Source organism: Niallia sp. RD1 (genome assembly GCF_024219955.1).
GTDB classification, from domain to species: domain Bacteria; phylum Bacillota; class Bacilli; order Bacillales; family Cytobacillaceae; genus Niallia; species Niallia alba.
Genome location: NZ_CP100420.1, coordinates 4130185 through 4146315, shown reverse-complemented (window position 1 = coordinate 4146315; position 16131 = coordinate 4130185). Strand labels below are relative to the sequence as shown.

Genomic DNA, 16131 nt, shown 5'->3' with positions numbered 1-16131 from the left:
TTCCTTCTTTCTGTTTAAATTTCTTCATACATACGCTCATAATCTTCTGCAAATAAGAATAGGAAATTATCGTTTTTAAATTCGTATACTTTATTACATCTATCTAAAACCGCTTGATAACTAAAATGTGTTTTTCTACCAGCTTCCCGCGCTGATCTAAACTCGTTTAATATTTCTCCTGTTTGTTTATCTATTTGAATGACTTCTTTACTCTTTGCTTTGTATCCGTATTTTTTACCCAATTCCACTTTCGATAAGAAGTGAAGGTTTCCCATGTGATCATCCGTGATTATTCCATTTTTCCTTGCAATGTATTCCCCTTCTTTTGGTTCGCGAATAAAATGCACCGCTACTAACAACCCAACTTTAAAATCAGAATATTTATTTTTATACATTGCCTTAACATGAAGGTTTCCTCTTCCTTTACGTAAATACGGCAGCATAAAGCTTTCATGGTTTTTATATATTCTTTTGACTCTTCCGTAGTTGGAAATTTTAAACTTTCCATCAGACCCTATAATTTCTTTCCACGCTTCATCTTGATATTCTTCCGACTCATACCATTTCTTTCTTTGTTTTGGACTAACTTCTTCCGTTGATACATAGCATCCGATATTTTTGAGTTTTTTCTTTTCTGCAATTTTTCGTTTTATATAATATTTATCATGCCCACTCATTTCTGCTAAATCTTCAACAGAAATGAGTGTTGTTAAATTAGTTTTAGGATCATAGAGATATATCAATTTAATCCATCCTTTATTGCGTATTAGTTTCGTACTGTGTATTAAATCAAGATTGCTTTGATAATCGGTTTATCAAGGTCAACTTCATATAAATTTTCATCTTCTACCTCCAAAGAACCATCATTCAAGAAGCCATATGTTTTATGGGTGTAAATTTTATTTACTTTTGGTAGCATTGTTTCCTTTCCGATTCTACCATCATCTTCAAAGTAAATAGGTAAATCTCCATGTTCCTCAAATTGCTTTTTTAAGTGTTCAATTAGTTCTTTTAGATATATTTGATTTTGCATTGCTGCTATCTCCTTTTTCTACCGCATTTTAGTTATCTACTTCTTTTCAATTCACCTAATTTGCTATAAATATCTACAACGGTAATAGCCGCTTTTGTTAACTCCGTATCTTCCTGAATAAGATTATTTTGATTCAGCCTAACCAATTGTTTTCTAGAAACAAGGAGCAAATTATTAATATCAAAGTTTCGTCTGTTTTTGTCCCCAAAAATCACTACATGTCCTTTGGGTATCGGTCCATTTTCTTTCTCCCAAATAAGATGGTGTTTAGCTTTCCACTTATTTGTTGAAACTTTGACTTCTACATAATCATCAACGGTTATTCGTTCGGTTCCTATCTCCTTATAATTTGGAGGGATTTAAACCTCTTATCAATCCCACTTCGCATTTTATATCGATTAGTAACTCCTTTTATTTGTTGCTCCGTAAGATTTACATTAAAACGTTCACTAAACAGTTCAGCTAATTCTTTTCTAGTTCTCCCTTTTACGTTCTGCTCTAGAAACTTAATTTCTTCTTCGGTATAGTAATGCCTTTCCACCTTACTTACTTACCTTCCAACATTCTCGGCACTTTAATATCTGCATCGAGACTGTTTTCAGCTATTTTTTTAGCTTCTAATACAAGCGATCCATTCGCAATAATCTGTGTAGCTACACTAGTGATTGACTTAGCTCTGTTAATTTCCTCCGATAACTTTTCACCCACTAAATCTTCATCATTTAATCTTTCTAATTGTGCAAATAAGTGATTGTTTAAATCTCCTAATGTATTTTTCATCATAATTACCTCCAATTTTTATGTTTTTTTCTAAAATACTATCTGCTTCATTTTTTTACTCACTTAAAATCGTATTTATCTCTTCTTTTAACCAAAACTTGATGCCGCTTACTCCAAGGAATTTCTTTCTTCGCCTTAACCTTATTGCATCCAGTTTCAAATATCGTAACCACCGTTAACATGTCATTATCAACGTTTTTTGATTTGTGTGTTACTACTCGTCTTGTCACTAGCAGCACCCGCTTTTACATATTCTTCTCGAATGATTTGTTTTTGCCATTTAAGCCACTCAGTATTTTTCATCGCTTTTTCCCTATTTCGCTAAGAAATCCAAATATTAAAATAATCCACAACGTGGTCCACCACGGATGTGCATATATAATCTCCATAGCATTACCTTCCTTCCTGTGACTTCATAAATTTCTCATAGCATTCTTTCGTTGGTGTTGGTATTAAGTTTTCTTTAAAAAGATCCCAAGCATCTTTATAAAAATGCTCCCCATATAATCTTTCGTGTTCGTCCTGCAGCTTCTGCATCAATTCTCTATTTTGGTGTACTCCTGTTTTTCCTCTATGATGTTCTGTACATAAAAACCTCAAATTATATACAACGCCACGACCGTTTCTCGCTTTAGAATATCCTTTAGGCACTACGTGGTGGCACTCTAATCCTTGTGATATCCCGCACACCCAACATTCATAACCGTGTAATTCTATTGCTAATTCATAATCACTTTTTGATATTTTTCCTCTTGTCTTTTTATCTGGAACACTGCGACCTTTATACACTTCTAATTTCTTTTTAGGTTTTTTCGGTTTCTGTACTTTGAATTTTGGTCTATTCTTCTCCTTTTGATGTCCTGCCAACTGTTTGCTTTTCGGATATGGATTAAATTCACTATACATTTGGCTAACATCCCCTTATTCAAGTTTTTATTGAACAATGATTCAAGTTTAGGACCAAAAACGAACCAGCGCTCGTAAATGTGCATTTTCTTCTACATACGTTTCAATTTGTTTATCTTTACGATTTATTAACTCTTCTTTCTGTTTAACTTCTTCTTCTAGATCATGTATTTTATTTTTTAAAGAGTTAACTAGGCTATTAGAATTTGTTAATGCTGTTTCTAGTTGTTTCTTTACTTCATCGTATTCTTTTATTTTTTTATATTTATCAAACATCGCCATATCCCCCTAATTCGCTTTTTTATTTCTTTTGTACGCTGCTTTTGTTGCAGCTTCAATATGAGGCGTACCGTTTTTAATACGATATATATATGTGTTGTATGGTATTTTATTTTGTTTTGCTAGATGCGCTAATTCTTTCCACGCTGTATCTTTCGCTTCTTTTTCTGTTGTTTGAGTAATCGCTTTTTGACGATCATAAAACTTATTTGTAATCCGATTCATTGCAACGCTCTCACTTATTCTGTTTTTCGTTGCTATCACCAATTCCGCTTTCGTTAACGGGCCAAACTGCACTTTATATTCTTTATCAACTTCTGTGCGGTGTTTTTTTATCCAATTATTTAGTTTCGAGATTGTCATGTCGAAATATTCTGCTATTTCTATTCCACTCTTTAAATTTCTGTAGCGCATTTCGATATATTCAGAAACAGAAATTTTTTTCACATTGATTTTTTTCTCTTTTTCCTCTATTTTCTTGCCTATATTACGGATCTGCTCATACGTATCGCACGTCTTGCACGCTTTCAAATCCGTTCTTCCTCCTGCAGCCGGGCAACCTTTACATACTTCAAATAATTTATCTAATTCGTACAATAGTTCCAATCTATTACCCATTTTTATACGCCTACCATATATTCCAGTTTTCTCTTGGCTTAATTTCCTCTAGGTATAACAATTCAAAAACCATAGGCAAGCAATCAAATTCATCTTTGTCTAATTCGAACGCTATTTCTCTTAGCGGCTTATCTTCTTTCCACAACTTCTTAAATTCTTTTACCTCTTTATTCGACCATATCCAATCGACTGGCATTCTCTCCATCGCAATCCTGATTCCGTTTCTTGTTTTAATTAAATGAGTATTCTCTATTTGTCCAATCACCTGCAATTCTGACATACTCGATCACTTCGCTTGTGGTGTTAGCCATTGCTCAAATGAACACTTTACCAATCCGGAAGCTAAATAATGTTTCCATGTTGTATGAAATATCTCGTATCTTTCTAGTTGACCTTTAGTTAATACTTGTTGTTCCATGATTTCTCACCTTTTCCTTTCTTAATCTCGCTCTCCATAATTGACTTTGAATATTTTCTCTAAATACATGACGACCATATTCATCTTGAGTAAATGTTTTCGCTTGTCGTAAATTACATTCCGGTCCATATATTAATTCAAAACCTCTGCTCACCAAATCAGCTATAGCTTTTTTTATCTCTTCTTCAGCATGCGCTCCGTCTCTTTGCAGATTTGTATAGAAGTACCGGTCCATTTAAGCGTCACACTCCACGAACGCGATGAATAATAATTTTCCGTTATAAATACCAGTTGAATACGTTACTTTAGGATTATCCGCAATAACTAACATTTCGTTTACTTGATCTTCGAAAGGTTGTACATATTCACTCATGATTACTTCTACTTTTCTATTCATAATCGCTCCTCCTAATTTTTGAATAAGATACCTTCCAATTCCTCATTCTCTTTTTCTGCTTCTCCATCGCGTACGCTTTCTTCTGGTAAGTATATTTCTATTGCCATCTTTCTTATACGGCTCTCTATTCGCCCTTCTTTATATATCTGACCAATATCACCCATCGTTCGATTAGACGTGAAAATAGTGGCTTTAAACCGTTCTAAACGGTAATCTAATATCTTAAATAAAATCCTTTCCGAGAAGTCGCTGTTTTTCTCTACCGCTACATCATCTATAACCAGCACATCGACTTCGCGAAAAGTTTTAATAATATCTTTTTCAGTAATGGCGGAATCTGCGTTAAACGTATTCTTAATAGAGTCCATAAGATCATCTGATTTCAAAAACGCTATGTTCACTCCATACATTTTTACTAAAGCGTTAGCAACACTTGAAGCTAGTCTTGTTTTACCGCTCCCTTTTACTTTGCTATATAAATAGATTCCTTTTCCTTTCTCTTGCATCATTCTAAAGTTCGTAACGTAATTAGCGGCCGCTTTCTTTGCAACGCCAGCAATCTCTATACTTTCTTTCTTTTTGTATACGTTAGGATTAAACGATCCAACCGTCGCATTTTTAAAGATAGGAGGAACATTAGATAATTCTAACCTTTTCTCTATGTGTTTTTGCTTCATCATTTGTTCATAACACTCGCATTGTTCTTTCCATTCATCCGCAGCACCAGGAATACTTCTTTTAGACCAGTCTCTTTTCCATATCCATCCGCTGCCATCACATTTGTTATATGGGCAGTCATTAGAAGGAGATGTCAATATCTGTATTGGATTTGATGTTAGCGAGTTTTTTTCTTCGTTCATTCGTTTCGCTAATTTTGGATGCTTCTGCATGAGCGTTTTCATTACGTCGGATATTGGTTCCATTATTTGCTCCTTTCTTCTCTTTCCTTGCCCAGTTCAATATAGTGAGGTAATCATTCTTATATTTCTTTCCTGTAGATCCTTTATAAAGGTTCAACGTTTCGATACGTTCATTAGCATTTACTTCTCCAAACTGTTCAATAAGCTTTTCATATTCTTCTTGTGTCATAGAAACATATTCTGATAGGTTTATTTTTTTAGGTTTAGAATTAGCATTTTTCTTTTCAGAATGCATATATATATTATTTGTATTATTAATTGTATTATTAAAAGATGTATTATTATCTTTGGCGTTTTCACCGATAGGGGTATCGGTGTTTTCACCTATACCCTCCCGGTGTTTATTCAGATAGGTATCGGTAATTTCACCTATACATCTATTAACTTTTATAACTCTCTTATCTACTTGTTTCGTGCCTTCTTTATAGTAAATAGTTACTTCTATATATCCTTTATCTTTAAGTTTGTTTATCATCCTAGAAACTCTATCTTTACTAAGGTTGAAAAAATCTGCAAAATAACCATTGTTTGCCCAACAACCTGATTCATTATCCAAGCTATCAATTTCTACTAACAAGAGTTTTTCTGACCAACCAAGATTTTTATCTAACCATATTCTTTTTGGGATCCAAACACCTTTAAAATCTCTGTTCATAAAATTGCACCTTCAATCTTTGTAAATCGAACAAAAGTTCCTGTTTCTTTTTATAAAAAAGTAGTATATAATTGGAAACAGGAAATAAACTATATAAAGATCGTGTTTTTTTAGTCTAGTGTTTGCCGCACTGGACTTTTTTCTTTTTCTACAAATTTATTAATGAAATACAACTGGCCTTTACCTGTTACTTTTGGTGTTTTGCTTATTCGTATTTCTCCACTTGAATGAGTAATAGTAGTTTCTTTAATCTCAAACAACCCTAGATCCATTGATTTTTGAGTAGGCATATTATAATCAGTTCCGTTTCTTCTGATTAAGTATCCATTAGATCGCATCCATTCAAACAATTTGTTAGGACCAACATTCACGCCATTCTGTTTAATTAGTTTTGCTAACTCACCTACTAATATAGATGTTTTAGAAGCTGATACACTGTCAGCGAATATTACTTTAGGCTTGTCCTTCTCAATTGCTCCTTGCAATTCCAAAACCCTCTTATCTGCGTATTCTAAAGCACGCTTCATAACCATTTCTGGACTATTCCACATTTTTTCTAATTGTAAGAAATATTGTCTTGCTTGCTTTCCTTTTTCAGAACGTTGAATCATGGAAATTTCTTTTGCCATATCTAAATTGACTTGATGATCTTCTTTAGGTCTTCCACCTGTACTTTCTTCCAAAAAAGGAATAAAGTCTATTCCTTGTTCGAAACCATAACCACACATACGTTTGAACCATGTTGTGTAATTAGAATCAACTTCCAGGAACTCATGTAATTCTCTGCCGCTAATAATAATGTCTCCATTGTCATTTTGTTTAGTAGAAATTAAATTATTATCATCCATATGATCAACGCTATTCATATTAATGGTCTCCATGTTTTCACCCACAATAACGCTTCTTCAAAATCTTTTCTTTTTACAAAAATATACTTAGGAGCAGCAAACGCTCTTCTTAGATGACTATGTATTTGTGAGTAAATTTCTCTTGTTGTTAACTCATAATCATTTTTAATGGACTCCACACGTTTTTTAATTTCATGATGTAATGTTTGTTGTTGACCATGGTTAAGTGTTAATTCTTCACTTACTTGATGTTTAACTAAATCAAGATCGCTTTTGATATGATTAATCTCTTCCGCTGTTTCTAAAGAAAGTTTCATAGATGCGATAAGTTGCTCTCTTTCAGATAACACTTTAACAGCTGAATAGTATTCATCAACCAACATTTCGTAAGCATCCCAGGCAGCATCTGTATTTAATGATTTAGCATGCAGCCATGCTCCTTTTTCTGTCCACAGATAAAGTGTAGTGGCGTTTTTTGAACCATCGTCAATTTGTACATGGTTTAGAAAACTTCTTTTTTCTTCACCGTTTAGAGCAAAATAATGCTTACCTTTTTTATATCTACTGGCGTTTCTAGTATAGTTTTTACTTATCTGCTGTTTGTCAGCTCCATACGATTCGGCTAATTGCGCTGTAGTTAAAACACGTTGATTGTTATGATTGATTACAGTTAAATTCATTAAATTACCTCCAACAAAGTTATTAGCATCCCCCAATGCTATTACTTCCCTTTTCCTATATATACATTTCCATTTTCCATCTGGAAAACTACCCCACGAGGTAGTTCATTCGTATAAATAATCAATTGAATCTCTCCTTTTTATTTATTTTTTGTTCTAAAACTTTGATGCAATACCATATTGATGTATGCAGCTTTAGAAATACCTAATTGATTGGCTTCGTATTGTATGCGATCACTAAGATCCTTTTTCATTCTGAGAGTAAAAGGAACTTTGACTTTGTCATCTGTAGTCATAATATTGACGTCACCCCCTCTCGTGTTTAATTATACATCGTCATTTTATTGACGTCAATCGTCATTTTAGGTATTTACAAATATTTTTTTATGCACTATAATGGTGCTAAAAGACACCGCAAATAACGAAAGGAGTATTATTAAAAAATGACTGAGCAAAAACGTTTTACTTTAAGAATGGATGGAGAAATTTTCGAAAACATTAAAAAGCAGGCTGAACTTAACAAAAGATCTGTTGCTAAAGAAATAGAACATGTATTAGAACAACATTTAAAAAAGTCAGACAAGGAAGATGGAAAAGAATGACTTCCTTTTTATCATAAACTTGAATCATTATTCAACTTTTTTTTGCAATGTGTTATTACTCTATTAGACTACTTTATCAAAGGAGGTCCTACTTATGAAAAGAGGACATTATAAACAACCAAACTATAAACCCACAACATCTATTACACTGGATGAAGAATTATTCGTAATGATTGATAAGTTTAAACATCGTAACGAGATTGATAGTCGCAGCCAAGCGATAGAAAAGCTTGTCCGTTTAGGTTTTAAACAATTGAAGCAGCAAAGATTGTCGAGGATGCAAGGATAATAGCCGAGCATCCTATTTTTTTACCAAAACTCTAAAGGTCCATTGCAAGGAATCAACAGGGATAATTTTATCCCCTTCTATGATTCTTACATTGTAGCTGCGCAAGTCGATAATAGTTTTGCCGAGATTGTTCATGACGGCAACTTCCCTTTCTCTATATCTATCAACTTACTAAGGTAGTACATAGCCTTCTCTAGATCCTCTAATCCATTTTTATATTTATATCGAGATGTATACTTTAATACATTGCCGATGTAGAAGCCTTCTGATACGGTAAATTCGCCTTCTTTTGGGAAGTGCTGTTCTAAGTATCCATTTACATCAATTCCGTTTTTGTGGTAGTGTGACGGCTTGTTGATGATGTCTAACTCGTCTTGGTTATCTATGATTATAAGGTTCCCGCATTCTATAGATTCTTCTACGAAATCTCTTTCATAAATTGATCCTTTCATTGAAAACAACTTACTTGAAACACCTTTAGGAACTATAACAAATTTGTTTTCATCGATTTTTTTAACAAAAGCTGTCTCATTATATTGTTTGGATTTCACCGTGAAATTATTTGGCAACTTCATTCCCATTCCTCCGCATCCATATATTTACCGCAATCACATTTTAATTTAGGAAGAATGCGATACTCTATTTTCGATTTATCGCATTCTTTGCATGTGTAGATGATCATTTGCTTAATACGTACATGTTGTAATCTCCCGTTTTGGAAGCGTATAACATGGTTTTTTCTTTGTAGTATTTAGATGCTTCTTTTATTAATTTTTCTGTAGAGCTTATATACAAAGTGTTAGCAACAGATAAAGAGCGAGCGATAATGTCATTGGCTTTTTTTATATCTTCATCGATCAATTTATTAAAATAACCTAATGACATACACGAAATTACCGTTTTCTCTTTTATATCCACATTAACATCAGGAAACAAACCGACAACATAATTTATATTTTCTTTGTCTTGATTAAAAAACTTGTGCAGCTGACAGTCTATTCCTATATAACTTGGACTGTCTAAAAATATTTCCGATTGAAATCCGTATTGACATCCAATATCTACAATTTCAGTGCTTATATTGTTTTCAATTATGTGTTTCTTGATAATAAGATATTTATCTTCAAAGAACAGGAATTCTTCCGGGAAAGGTAGTTCATGATCCTTATAAATTCCCAATCTATTTTTTAGCAAAGGAAACATAACAGAATGGTTTCCATCACATGCCCCTAATAATTTATCTAACTCTTCTATATTCATTTCCCTTCACCCTTCCTTTCTGCGGATAAGTTTAGGACTGTTCAATAACGCATTCTGTTGTATTCTTCATCTGTAAATAATCTAACGTATTTTCCACCTTCGCCATAAGAACCATGATGGAAACCACCCCCGCATTTAATTAGGTATTTAACAATTAATCTGTGAATGATTTTTCTATACATCTTTTCAATCTTATTCATTTTCTACCCCTTTCTGCGGATAAGTTTCGTACTATTCATCAGCTAAATTTATAATCAGCATCGTCTAAGCAATTAATAGCATCACATAAAACATATTTATTATCCTGTGTCTTTTGGGGTTGAGTTAATGGTCTCAACGACTTTTCATCAATATTAAGTTTTAATTTATGGTATTTACAGATAAAGTCACCCTTTTTAAACTTATCTGGTATTTGATATTTCACCCTAAACACTCCTTCACTGTAATAGTCTATTAAATAATATCTAAGTCACCATTAGGGTTAGTTTTTCGCTTGAATTCTTGTAAATAGATATTAATTGCTCTTCTTATTTCTTCTTCGCTTTTCCCTTGTTTTTTTAAATTAGAAGTAATTTTCTTTAATTCCTGCACTTGCTTTAAATACATTTCATACACCTCACTTTAGTTATCTATGTTTTCTCTCCTGGTGCCTATATCCCAAATACACAATCAAAAATATAGATACTTGACCGACCCAAAAACCGAAAAGAAAACTCATACTATACCTTCTTAGGTTTCTTTTTAATTATCACTGGAGGTTCACCAGATCCTTTACATTGCTGACAAACCTTATTACCAATCATCCCATGTCCATTGCACATCAAGCAAACTGTCATATCAAACAGGCTTGTTATGCTCATTTTAGTACCCTGTATTTTGTCGTTCGTGGTTCACTTTGTTTTTCTCAAAATAAGCTTCTTCTATTTGCTCCCATGTGAAGCCGAGCATTTCACCTAGACCGATGTATAATTCAAGACCTTGCATATAATTATTCTGATATCCTATGTCCCTTCCCCATTTTATAGAAAACAACTTTGTGAATTGTTTAGTAATTGTCTCCCTTTTAGACGCTTCGGGAAATGTTTCTTGATTTTTTAAATCAATGTCATCACCATGTTCCAATCCAATCTCCAATACAAAATGCAATCCGTCCACATATTCTTCGAGTAGTGGATTTTCCGGACCTAATTCGATTGTTCCGTGACCTTGACAAGTACAACACATATGAGTGTCATATCTATTACAATCTGGACAATCTATTTCTAGAGATGTTCTGGCTTTCTGATTCTTACTCCAAAACTTAAAGCCTCGCCATTCATTTGCACATTCACCAATCTCAACCAGTAATGCTAATATTAATTTTTCAAAACGATCTTCCCTTTGATAATTGATTCGGTCACGCAGTACCTTTTGCGTTTCAAATAATTTTTGTAGGTTCATTTTGATTCCTCCTAATCTATAAAAACAGTGTCTGATGTTACCTGTTCATTGCTTGTTATTTTTACAACTGTTTTATCAGACGGTTTCAGCTTAAATGTCTCTATCTCGTAATCATCGATTATTGAAACCTTACTTACATAGCCACTTTTATAATTGAGAAATTCGCCATCCCAGTACCAATGATTAGTTAAGTTCGGATAATCTCTACTGTAATAGCTAATTTCAGATGGATTAATTGTTTTTAACAAAGCTTTTCTTCCAACGTAATCTATCTTCTTACCAAACTTAGGATAAGCTTCAATAAAATCGTCATATACTTCTGGCATAATTTCTTGAAGATGTGCTAAAAACAAAGGTACTTTTTCTTTCTGATAACTCGTTATTTCTCCACCCATCATTGCTTGTGGGCGATAAGAGCAGATGCGATATATCAAATCGCTATTGAATTTTTCTAACTCGATATATGAATTGCTGTTACTAAACAACGATGGATCTTCTACTACGTATTTTCCGCTATACGTCTTTGTAATTCGTATAAATGGATAAGGAAAAACAACAATATTATCGATTATTCCTAATTTTTGTGGTGGATAACTTAATTTGTTGTATTGTTCTTGATCTTGCCATTGCTTTTTAAATTGACTGTACTTCTTTGCTCTGCTTGTATATCCTCTGACTGTATTCACAGAGCCGAATTTACACCCTGAACTTAACGGAGCTCTTACATTTAGGCATTGTCCGTTTTTAAAAAAGGAACAATTTTCGTGTTTATCACAAGAAATAACACTTGCTTCAATCGGAGTTTCTTTTCCTCCAAATATGCTTTTACCACCATATAAACCAACATTGATAACTTCCATATTTACACTCCTTGCATTACAGTATCTAATTGTTTCTTCAACGATAAGAACCACTCTGTATCATTCGTATCAATCGCTAATCCAATCATTGCGATAATATCTGATTTTTCTAACTCTAAAGGTGCTGGTTGTACTTCATCTATTCTTTTTGCTGCTTTATGATTTACTACATATTCGCCAGTTGTTATGTCCTTTGCGTAGGATCCGATTGTTGCCCATGTATCTGTGCATCGATGAATAAATTCTATTTTCCCGTCTACTACTACCCAATCTCCTTCTCTCATTTTGATTCCTCCAATAAATTAGCGTTTTGATAGATATTGCCGATTACTTGGATAAAATAATTTCTACTTGTCATTTCTGATAGCTCTATACAACTGCCATATCTTCGAGTTAAAAAACCTCTGGTGAAAATTGTGTTAACATTGGGGTTGTAATGTTTAATTTCTTTTACTTTCAGACAAACAGTTCCAAAAAAAGCCCACTGTTCACCATCATTTTCATAATCAACCCATTCAATAGGTGCATAATATTCTCCACCATAGTGGCCGTCTTCAAAGACATGTAATATATCCCCTTCATAAATCTCCACACCATTTTTGTCTTTTAGGCCAGTGTATTGACGTAGAATTGCATCACCGTAATTTCCATCTAAAGAGAAGTGGCACCAGTCTCCAATAACTCCGCCGAAGTTTCCAACAACTGTGTTATCATTAAAATTGATTGATACAGGATTAAAATGTTCACCTGTTGGTTTATAGATAGCATCGAATTTAATCTCTCTCATCCATTAACAACTCCCACCCCTAATAAAATTCCTATCACACTTGCTACAACCCAAAAATATACGGGCCATAGCTTGTGATTGTGGTCTAGTAAAATATGTGTATCTTGCTGCGGTTCCTCAATATATGTTTCTATTTCTTTTCGTTCAGCTAACATATAAATACCGCCTATCCTTGTAATATTTTGATTGCTTGGCTTGCCTGTGATGATGTCCAGTTTTCCATATCAGCTGTTGTGTTCATGCGTTCTTTAAGGCTAGTATACAGACTGGTAAAGTCGTATTTATCCGTAACTTTTTTATTTAGCAGATTTTTTACAAGATTCAATTGTTTATCAGATGCTAAGTTTGTATTGCCGCTAGTGTTATTATTGTTTACGTTTCGTTCGTCTACGCTACTATCACCTTCTGGATCGTCTCCTGTAGGTATCATAAACACTTTCATTAACGCATACTTTTGCGCTCCTGTAATAGCCTTATATACAGCTTTATCACCTGCATCTTGACCTTCGCCAGCCATGTTAAAGACAATCGTTTCTCCTGTTTCTCCATCATAAAAAGTAAATTCCATATCTACAGTAACGATATATTCTGTTTTGCCTTTAGCATTTACATGTTCTCTTACATTATGGTTTGTCATGTTAGGGATCATCATGACTATTTTCTCGGCCAACACTTCACGTATTTTTTCAGCTACATCTGATTCTGTAGCATATTTGTATTTATGGAAAGCGTTAAAACCTTTCTTTTCTATATATTTAACTTCTTGCATTACTTCTGATAATTTCTTAACTAGCTTTCGTTGTTCAGTCATATTGATTCACGCTCACAATCTCTTTAATTTCGCCACGTTCTATCATTTCGTAATATGTTTGCTCGCTGAACGGAACGAAGCCGTTAGAACCGCTTATATGAGGTTTAGAAGCTATTAAGTAAATAATCATGTTAGCTTCAACTCAAATTTATCAGCACGTTCAATTACTTCTACACCTGGAATCACTTCACCGTTCGGATCGTATAATTTACCATTGTGAATTTGCGCTTGTTTTTTAATAGATGCCCAATCCGTTTTCACTACAGTTGAAACAAGGTTATTAGCTTTTGCATATTCCAGTAACGTATCATCATCTTTAATGAATTCCGGCTGCTGTTTCTTAAACGAGATTTTTCCGTATGGAAGGCTAAGTGTTTTCTTTGGTTTCTTCCCACTAGCTACTTGTTTTTCAATTTCTTCCGATAAATAATATTGCAGCATGTTAGCGTAATAAGATTGTTTTTCGGTTAGTGGTTCCTTTTCTTTTTCTCCCCACTCTTTTAATCGTTGTACATGTTCTTCTAATGTTTTAATTTTGTTTAGGAATGGTTCTAATTGCGATTCAACCACTTTATCAATCTCTTGTTTCTTTTCTTCAAAATATGCGATACGTCTATTGGCTTCAGACGCAGTTTCTAAATCACTTACTACAAATGGTGTAAACGTTTCTTCCTCATTCATGATTTCTTCTAATTCTCTATTGATTTCTGACATTTTATATCCTCCTTGATATTTTCATATATTATTGTTAGAATGTACGTAATGTATTTTGTTAAGGAACTAACTACGTGGCTGCGTATGTTAGTTTTTTTATTAATCTATTAGACTTGCCAAACATTGAAATAGAGATTCGCTTTTTCTGTTTGCAAGCATTTAACGGTTAAACCTTCATATAAGTTTTCTGTTTCCTTCATTTCTCCAAATACGGTTCTAGCTTCTTTCTTTGCTTGCTCATATGTTTCTTGATTAAAGTTACCCATTGATAATATGATACTTGCTCCGCTGTTTAGGGATTGGTTAATGTAATTTAGAAGTTGTACGTTATCCAATGTTCTTACCTCCTTATTGCGTAATAGTTTCGTATGTTGCGATTACTTCCTTCTCATATTGGCTACTTGTTTTTGAATCTTAACAGCAAGTAATTCTAATTCTTTAGCGCTCTTTTCGATAACGTCTAAGCGTTTGGACTTCCGTCTTATTGCTTGATATAAAATATCTTCATTCAATTGGTCTAATTGGTCGATAAGACTGAACAATTCTATATTTTTTTTGCTAGTTTTTACTACATAAGGTTTCAAAAGACCACCTTCTTTCTACCGCACTTAAGTTATCTACTACACATTAAGATATTTTTGAATTTGCTTGATTCGCTAACCAATTAGCAAAATTGATTTTTGTTACATACTTCAGGCGACCAATTTCCGTAGTTGGAAAATCAGTTTGTTTCATTAATTCATAACCGAAACGTCTCTTCTTATCAAAGAATTTTCCAACGTCTTCCGCTTTCATTAACTCTGGATAATCAACTAATAAATTAAGATAGTATTCTTGTTGCGCTCCCATCAAGAACCCTCCTTCCATTAAATTTGAACAATAATTCAAGTTTTTGCTTATAAAAAAATGAGTTATATCCATAGCTAGAAAAATTAGTTAACAACATCTTTCGTTTTTGAATGATAACTCAAGTTTTATTTCGTGATGCGATTGAATCAGTGTTCTATTTCATGTGTTTATCATAACTTTACTTGAATCATTAGTCAAGTAGTTTTGTGTATTATTTTTCTTCTTATTTCAATTTATTTCGTTTTATTTCATTCCATTTTTTAATATACAATCTTATCAATAGAATTATTATTCAAGATAAGCAACTTATATCTTGTGGATTTGTTCAAGTTTTAGGATAATGTATTTATGCTATTTTTATATATTAGGAGGGTGAACATTGAAGGGATTTGGAGTTAGAATTAGATCATTGAGAAAAGGAAAAGGATGGACACAAGAAGAATTAGCGAAACGTTTAGGAGTAACACACACATACGTTTCTAAGGTCGAATCAGAAAACACTACACCACCCATTGAGAGATTACAAGATTTTGCGGAAATATTAGATGTCTCTATTGTAGATTTATTAGCAGATAAAAAAGAACCACCTCAAGAATTAAAAGATGCTGGTGTTAAATGGATGATAGTTGGTAAGGAATTAGAGAAAAAAGGAATAACCCCCGAACAAGCGTTAAAATTTGCAGAAATAGTAGAAATGTTGGAAAGAAATGTGAATAATAAGGATAAAAAGTGATATTAATCACCAATATTACCAAACTCGAAACATGTCGAAAGATTGTTATTGTTTTCCTCTATTTTTTATCGTTAGATAAGCGTAATAATGATATACTAGATTATGTATTATAAGAACATTTGTTCTGCTTATTTTTCTTTTTGGTAGGGGGACCAACGTATGAGAATAGTTAGAGTTAGCGATTTACCTAAAGACACCATACTAATTACAGCAACATTGATAATTGTTGGAACAGGTAAAAAGGAGAGTAGG

Annotated in this window: 34 protein-coding genes; 3 read left to right on the top strand and 31 right to left on the bottom strand. The window is 33.2% G+C overall.

Features of this window, described 5'->3' with window-relative positions:
• Positions 1–14 precede the first annotated feature (14 nt).
• The 16 genes from NKG37_RS19890 to NKG37_RS19820 all read right to left on the bottom strand — a co-directional run bounded on the left by NKG37_RS19890 (position 15) and on the right by NKG37_RS19820 (position 7830).
• On the bottom strand, positions 15–743 hold the full coding sequence (locus NKG37_RS19890) for an NUMOD4 domain-containing protein (protein ID WP_254415198.1): 729 nt from the start codon (positions 741–743) through the stop codon (positions 15–17).
• A 41-nt stretch (positions 744–784) separates the two neighbouring features.
• Positions 785–1033, bottom strand: a complete 249-nt coding sequence (locus tag NKG37_RS19885; RefSeq protein ID WP_254415197.1) for a hypothetical protein — start codon at positions 1031–1033, stop codon at positions 785–787.
• Positions 1034–1065: 32 nt separating this feature from the next.
• Positions 1066–1248, bottom strand: a complete 183-nt coding sequence (locus NKG37_RS19880; RefSeq protein WP_254415196.1) for an HNH endonuclease family protein — start codon at positions 1246–1248, stop codon at positions 1066–1068.
• Positions 1249–1579: 331 nt separating this feature from the next.
• Complete coding sequence (locus tag NKG37_RS19875; protein ID WP_254416428.1) at positions 1580–1813, bottom strand: hypothetical protein; 234 nt, start codon at positions 1811–1813, stop codon at positions 1580–1582.
• 393 nt (positions 1814–2206) lie between these two features.
• Complete coding sequence (locus NKG37_RS19870) at positions 2207–2719, bottom strand: HNH endonuclease (protein WP_254415195.1); 513 nt, start codon at positions 2717–2719, stop codon at positions 2207–2209.
• A 48-nt stretch (positions 2720–2767) separates the two neighbouring features.
• Positions 2768–2995, bottom strand: a complete 228-nt coding sequence (locus NKG37_RS19865) for a hypothetical protein (protein WP_254415194.1) — start codon at positions 2993–2995, stop codon at positions 2768–2770.
• A gap of 12 nt (positions 2996–3007) precedes the next feature.
• Positions 3008–3616, bottom strand: a complete 609-nt coding sequence (locus NKG37_RS19860; RefSeq protein ID WP_254415193.1) for a hypothetical protein — start codon at positions 3614–3616, stop codon at positions 3008–3010.
• A gap of 10 nt (positions 3617–3626) precedes the next feature.
• Positions 3627–3896 (bottom strand): hypothetical protein, encoded by a 270-nt coding sequence (locus tag NKG37_RS19855; RefSeq protein WP_254415192.1) that lies wholly within the window; start codon positions 3894–3896, stop codon positions 3627–3629.
• Between the two features lie 6 nt (positions 3897–3902).
• Complete coding sequence (locus NKG37_RS26175; protein WP_302183193.1) at positions 3903–4034, bottom strand: hypothetical protein; 132 nt, start codon at positions 4032–4034, stop codon at positions 3903–3905.
• Positions 4012–4269, bottom strand: coding sequence for a hypothetical protein (locus NKG37_RS19850; protein WP_254415191.1), 258 nt, complete (start codon positions 4267–4269; stop codon positions 4012–4014). Before NKG37_RS19850 ends, NKG37_RS26175 begins: the two co-directional genes overlap by 23 nt.
• Complete coding sequence (locus NKG37_RS19845) at positions 4270–4431, bottom strand: hypothetical protein (protein WP_254415190.1); 162 nt, start codon at positions 4429–4431, stop codon at positions 4270–4272. It lies immediately after the preceding gene.
• Positions 4432–4442: 11 nt separating this feature from the next.
• Positions 4443–5345 carry an ATP-binding protein gene (locus NKG37_RS19840; RefSeq protein WP_254416427.1) on the bottom strand — a complete coding sequence of 301 codons (903 nt, stop codon included), beginning with the start codon at positions 5343–5345 and terminating at the stop codon, positions 4443–4445.
• Complete coding sequence (locus NKG37_RS19835; protein WP_254415189.1) at positions 5230–6006, bottom strand: helix-turn-helix domain-containing protein; 777 nt, start codon at positions 6004–6006, stop codon at positions 5230–5232. The genes NKG37_RS19840 and NKG37_RS19835 overlap by 116 nt, the downstream gene beginning before the upstream one ends.
• Before the next feature lie 110 nt (positions 6007–6116).
• A complete protein-coding gene (locus NKG37_RS19830; RefSeq protein ID WP_254415188.1) occupies positions 6117–6872 on the bottom strand; it encodes a phage antirepressor KilAC domain-containing protein in 756 nt (251 codons plus the stop codon).
• Positions 6869–7534, bottom strand: coding sequence for an ORF6N domain-containing protein (locus NKG37_RS19825; protein WP_254415187.1), 666 nt, complete (start codon positions 7532–7534; stop codon positions 6869–6871). The genes NKG37_RS19830 and NKG37_RS19825 overlap by 4 nt, the downstream gene beginning before the upstream one ends.
• Before the next feature lie 140 nt (positions 7535–7674).
• On the bottom strand, positions 7675–7830 hold the full coding sequence (locus NKG37_RS19820) for a hypothetical protein (protein WP_254415186.1): 156 nt from the start codon (positions 7828–7830) through the stop codon (positions 7675–7677).
• A gap of 147 nt (positions 7831–7977) precedes the next feature.
• On the opposite strand from NKG37_RS19820, the gene NKG37_RS19815 reads away from it, so the two are divergent.
• Together NKG37_RS19815 and NKG37_RS19810 are read left to right on the top strand one after the other, a co-directional pair.
• A complete protein-coding gene (locus tag NKG37_RS19815; RefSeq protein ID WP_254415185.1) occupies positions 7978–8136 on the top strand; it encodes an Arc family DNA-binding protein in 159 nt (52 codons plus the stop codon).
• 94 nt (positions 8137–8230) lie between these two features.
• Positions 8231–8425 carry a ribbon-helix-helix domain-containing protein gene (locus NKG37_RS19810; RefSeq protein ID WP_061795987.1) on the top strand — a complete coding sequence of 65 codons (195 nt, stop codon included), beginning with the start codon at positions 8231–8233 and terminating at the stop codon, positions 8423–8425.
• Between the two features lie 131 nt (positions 8426–8556).
• Here the strand turns inward: NKG37_RS19810 and NKG37_RS19805 are convergent, their stop codons facing one another.
• From NKG37_RS19805 to NKG37_RS19735, 15 genes are all read right to left on the bottom strand, one after another.
• Complete coding sequence (locus NKG37_RS19805; protein WP_254415184.1) at positions 8557–9000, bottom strand: DUF3310 domain-containing protein; 444 nt, start codon at positions 8998–9000, stop codon at positions 8557–8559.
• 103 nt (positions 9001–9103) lie between these two features.
• On the bottom strand, positions 9104–9685 hold the full coding sequence (locus NKG37_RS19800; RefSeq protein WP_254415183.1) for a hypothetical protein: 582 nt from the start codon (positions 9683–9685) through the stop codon (positions 9104–9106).
• A gap of 41 nt (positions 9686–9726) precedes the next feature.
• Positions 9727–9885, bottom strand: a complete 159-nt coding sequence (locus NKG37_RS19795) for a hypothetical protein (RefSeq protein WP_254415182.1) — start codon at positions 9883–9885, stop codon at positions 9727–9729.
• A 38-nt stretch (positions 9886–9923) separates the two neighbouring features.
• Complete coding sequence (locus NKG37_RS19790; protein ID WP_254415181.1) at positions 9924–10109, bottom strand: hypothetical protein; 186 nt, start codon at positions 10107–10109, stop codon at positions 9924–9926.
• A gap of 29 nt (positions 10110–10138) precedes the next feature.
• Positions 10139–10291 (bottom strand): hypothetical protein, encoded by a 153-nt coding sequence (locus tag NKG37_RS19785; protein WP_254415180.1) that lies wholly within the window; start codon positions 10289–10291, stop codon positions 10139–10141.
• A gap of 255 nt (positions 10292–10546) precedes the next feature.
• Positions 10547–11125 carry a dUTP diphosphatase gene (locus tag NKG37_RS19780; RefSeq protein ID WP_254415179.1) on the bottom strand — a complete coding sequence of 193 codons (579 nt, stop codon included), beginning with the start codon at positions 11123–11125 and terminating at the stop codon, positions 10547–10549.
• A gap of 11 nt (positions 11126–11136) precedes the next feature.
• Positions 11137–11985, bottom strand: coding sequence for a hypothetical protein (locus tag NKG37_RS19775; RefSeq protein WP_254415178.1), 849 nt, complete (start codon positions 11983–11985; stop codon positions 11137–11139).
• 2 nt (positions 11986–11987) lie between these two features.
• Positions 11988–12269, bottom strand: a complete 282-nt coding sequence (locus tag NKG37_RS19770) for a hypothetical protein (protein ID WP_254415177.1) — start codon at positions 12267–12269, stop codon at positions 11988–11990.
• On the bottom strand, positions 12266–12772 hold the full coding sequence (locus NKG37_RS19765) for a YopX family protein (protein WP_254415176.1): 507 nt from the start codon (positions 12770–12772) through the stop codon (positions 12266–12268). Before NKG37_RS19765 ends, NKG37_RS19770 begins: the two co-directional genes overlap by 4 nt.
• The gene (locus NKG37_RS19760) at positions 12769–12927 is read right to left on the bottom strand and encodes a hypothetical protein (RefSeq protein ID WP_254415175.1); all 159 of its coding nucleotides are present in this window, start codon (positions 12925–12927) and stop codon (positions 12769–12771) included. Before NKG37_RS19760 ends, NKG37_RS19765 begins: the two co-directional genes overlap by 4 nt.
• Before the next feature lie 11 nt (positions 12928–12938).
• Entirely contained in the window at positions 12939–13583 is a 645-nt protein-coding gene (locus NKG37_RS19755; RefSeq protein WP_254415174.1) for an ERF family protein, read from the bottom strand.
• A 126-nt stretch (positions 13584–13709) separates the two neighbouring features.
• Positions 13710–14297 carry a host-nuclease inhibitor Gam family protein gene (locus tag NKG37_RS19750; RefSeq protein ID WP_254415173.1) on the bottom strand — a complete coding sequence of 196 codons (588 nt, stop codon included), beginning with the start codon at positions 14295–14297 and terminating at the stop codon, positions 13710–13712.
• 107 nt (positions 14298–14404) lie between these two features.
• Positions 14405–14632 (bottom strand): hypothetical protein, encoded by a 228-nt coding sequence (locus NKG37_RS19745; protein ID WP_254415172.1) that lies wholly within the window; start codon positions 14630–14632, stop codon positions 14405–14407.
• A gap of 42 nt (positions 14633–14674) precedes the next feature.
• Positions 14675–14881, bottom strand: a complete 207-nt coding sequence (locus NKG37_RS19740; protein WP_254415171.1) for a hypothetical protein — start codon at positions 14879–14881, stop codon at positions 14675–14677.
• Between the two features lie 43 nt (positions 14882–14924).
• A complete protein-coding gene (locus NKG37_RS19735) occupies positions 14925–15146 on the bottom strand; it encodes a DNA-binding protein (RefSeq protein WP_254415170.1) in 222 nt (73 codons plus the stop codon).
• Between the two features lie 379 nt (positions 15147–15525).
• Here NKG37_RS19735 and NKG37_RS19730 point away from each other — a divergent pair, with 379 nt between their 5' ends.
• Positions 15526–15879: a helix-turn-helix domain-containing protein gene (locus tag NKG37_RS19730; protein ID WP_254415169.1), complete on the top strand. Its 354-nt coding sequence runs from the start codon at positions 15526–15528 to the stop codon at positions 15877–15879.
• Positions 15880–16131 lie beyond the last annotated feature (252 nt).

What these genes read in the sequence shown, in the direction of transcription:
- NKG37_RS19785 (WP_254415180.1), bottom strand. Translation starts at nt 10,291, where the DNA reads ATGTATTTAAAGCAAGTGCAGGAATTAAAGAAAATTACTTCTAATTTA.
- NKG37_RS19850 (WP_254415191.1), bottom strand. Translation starts at nt 4,269, where the DNA reads ATGGACCGGTACTTCTATACAAATCTGCAAAGAGACGGAGCGCATGCT.
- NKG37_RS19775 (WP_254415178.1), bottom strand. Translation starts at nt 11,985, where the DNA reads ATGGAAGTTATCAATGTTGGTTTATATGGTGGTAAAAGCATATTTGGA.
- NKG37_RS19735 (WP_254415170.1), bottom strand. Translation starts at nt 15,146, where the DNA reads ATGGGAGCGCAACAAGAATACTATCTTAATTTATTAGTTGATTATCCA.
- NKG37_RS19815 (WP_254415185.1), top strand. Translation starts at nt 7,978, where the DNA reads ATGACTGAGCAAAAACGTTTTACTTTAAGAATGGATGGAGAAATTTTC.
- NKG37_RS19795 (WP_254415182.1), bottom strand. Translation starts at nt 9,885, where the DNA reads ATGAATAAGATTGAAAAGATGTATAGAAAAATCATTCACAGATTAATT.
- NKG37_RS19835 (WP_254415189.1), bottom strand. Translation starts at nt 6,006, where the DNA reads ATGAACAGAGATTTTAAAGGTGTTTGGATCCCAAAAAGAATATGGTTA.
- NKG37_RS19855 (WP_254415192.1), bottom strand. Translation starts at nt 3,896, where the DNA reads ATGTCAGAATTGCAGGTGATTGGACAAATAGAGAATACTCATTTAATT.
- NKG37_RS19750 (WP_254415173.1), bottom strand. Translation starts at nt 14,297, where the DNA reads ATGTCAGAAATCAATAGAGAATTAGAAGAAATCATGAATGAGGAAGAA.
- NKG37_RS19865 (WP_254415194.1), bottom strand. Translation starts at nt 2,995, where the DNA reads ATGTTTGATAAATATAAAAAAATAAAAGAATACGATGAAGTAAAGAAA.
- NKG37_RS19820 (WP_254415186.1), bottom strand. Translation starts at nt 7,830, where the DNA reads ATGACTACAGATGACAAAGTCAAAGTTCCTTTTACTCTCAGAATGAAA.
- NKG37_RS19765 (WP_254415176.1), bottom strand. Translation starts at nt 12,772, where the DNA reads ATGAGAGAGATTAAATTCGATGCTATCTATAAACCAACAGGTGAACAT.
- NKG37_RS19875 (WP_254416428.1), bottom strand. Translation starts at nt 1,813, where the DNA reads ATGAAAAATACATTAGGAGATTTAAACAATCACTTATTTGCACAATTA.
- NKG37_RS19810 (WP_061795987.1), top strand. Translation starts at nt 8,231, where the DNA reads ATGAAAAGAGGACATTATAAACAACCAAACTATAAACCCACAACATCT.
- NKG37_RS19780 (WP_254415179.1), bottom strand. Translation starts at nt 11,125, where the DNA reads ATGAACCTACAAAAATTATTTGAAACGCAAAAGGTACTGCGTGACCGA.
- NKG37_RS19755 (WP_254415174.1), bottom strand. Translation starts at nt 13,583, where the DNA reads ATGACTGAACAACGAAAGCTAGTTAAGAAATTATCAGAAGTAATGCAA.
- NKG37_RS19870 (WP_254415195.1), bottom strand. Translation starts at nt 2,719, where the DNA reads ATGTATAGTGAATTTAATCCATATCCGAAAAGCAAACAGTTGGCAGGA.
- NKG37_RS19830 (WP_254415188.1), bottom strand. Translation starts at nt 6,872, where the DNA reads ATGAATAGCGTTGATCATATGGATGATAATAATTTAATTTCTACTAAA.
- NKG37_RS19885 (WP_254415197.1), bottom strand. Translation starts at nt 1,033, where the DNA reads ATGCAAAATCAAATATATCTAAAAGAACTAATTGAACACTTAAAAAAG.
- NKG37_RS19760 (WP_254415175.1), bottom strand. Translation starts at nt 12,927, where the DNA reads ATGTTAGCTGAACGAAAAGAAATAGAAACATATATTGAGGAACCGCAG.
- NKG37_RS19845 (WP_254415190.1), bottom strand. Translation starts at nt 4,431, where the DNA reads ATGAATAGAAAAGTAGAAGTAATCATGAGTGAATATGTACAACCTTTC.
- NKG37_RS19825 (WP_254415187.1), bottom strand. Translation starts at nt 7,534, where the DNA reads ATGAATTTAACTGTAATCAATCATAACAATCAACGTGTTTTAACTACA.
- NKG37_RS19770 (WP_254415177.1), bottom strand. Translation starts at nt 12,269, where the DNA reads ATGAGAGAAGGAGATTGGGTAGTAGTAGACGGGAAAATAGAATTTATT.
- NKG37_RS19800 (WP_254415183.1), bottom strand. Translation starts at nt 9,685, where the DNA reads ATGAATATAGAAGAGTTAGATAAATTATTAGGGGCATGTGATGGAAAC.
- NKG37_RS19805 (WP_254415184.1), bottom strand. Translation starts at nt 9,000, where the DNA reads ATGAAGTTGCCAAATAATTTCACGGTGAAATCCAAACAATATAATGAG.
- NKG37_RS26175 (WP_302183193.1), bottom strand. Translation starts at nt 4,034, where the DNA reads ATGGAACAACAAGTATTAACTAAAGGTCAACTAGAAAGATACGAGATA.
- NKG37_RS19860 (WP_254415193.1), bottom strand. Translation starts at nt 3,616, where the DNA reads ATGGGTAATAGATTGGAACTATTGTACGAATTAGATAAATTATTTGAA.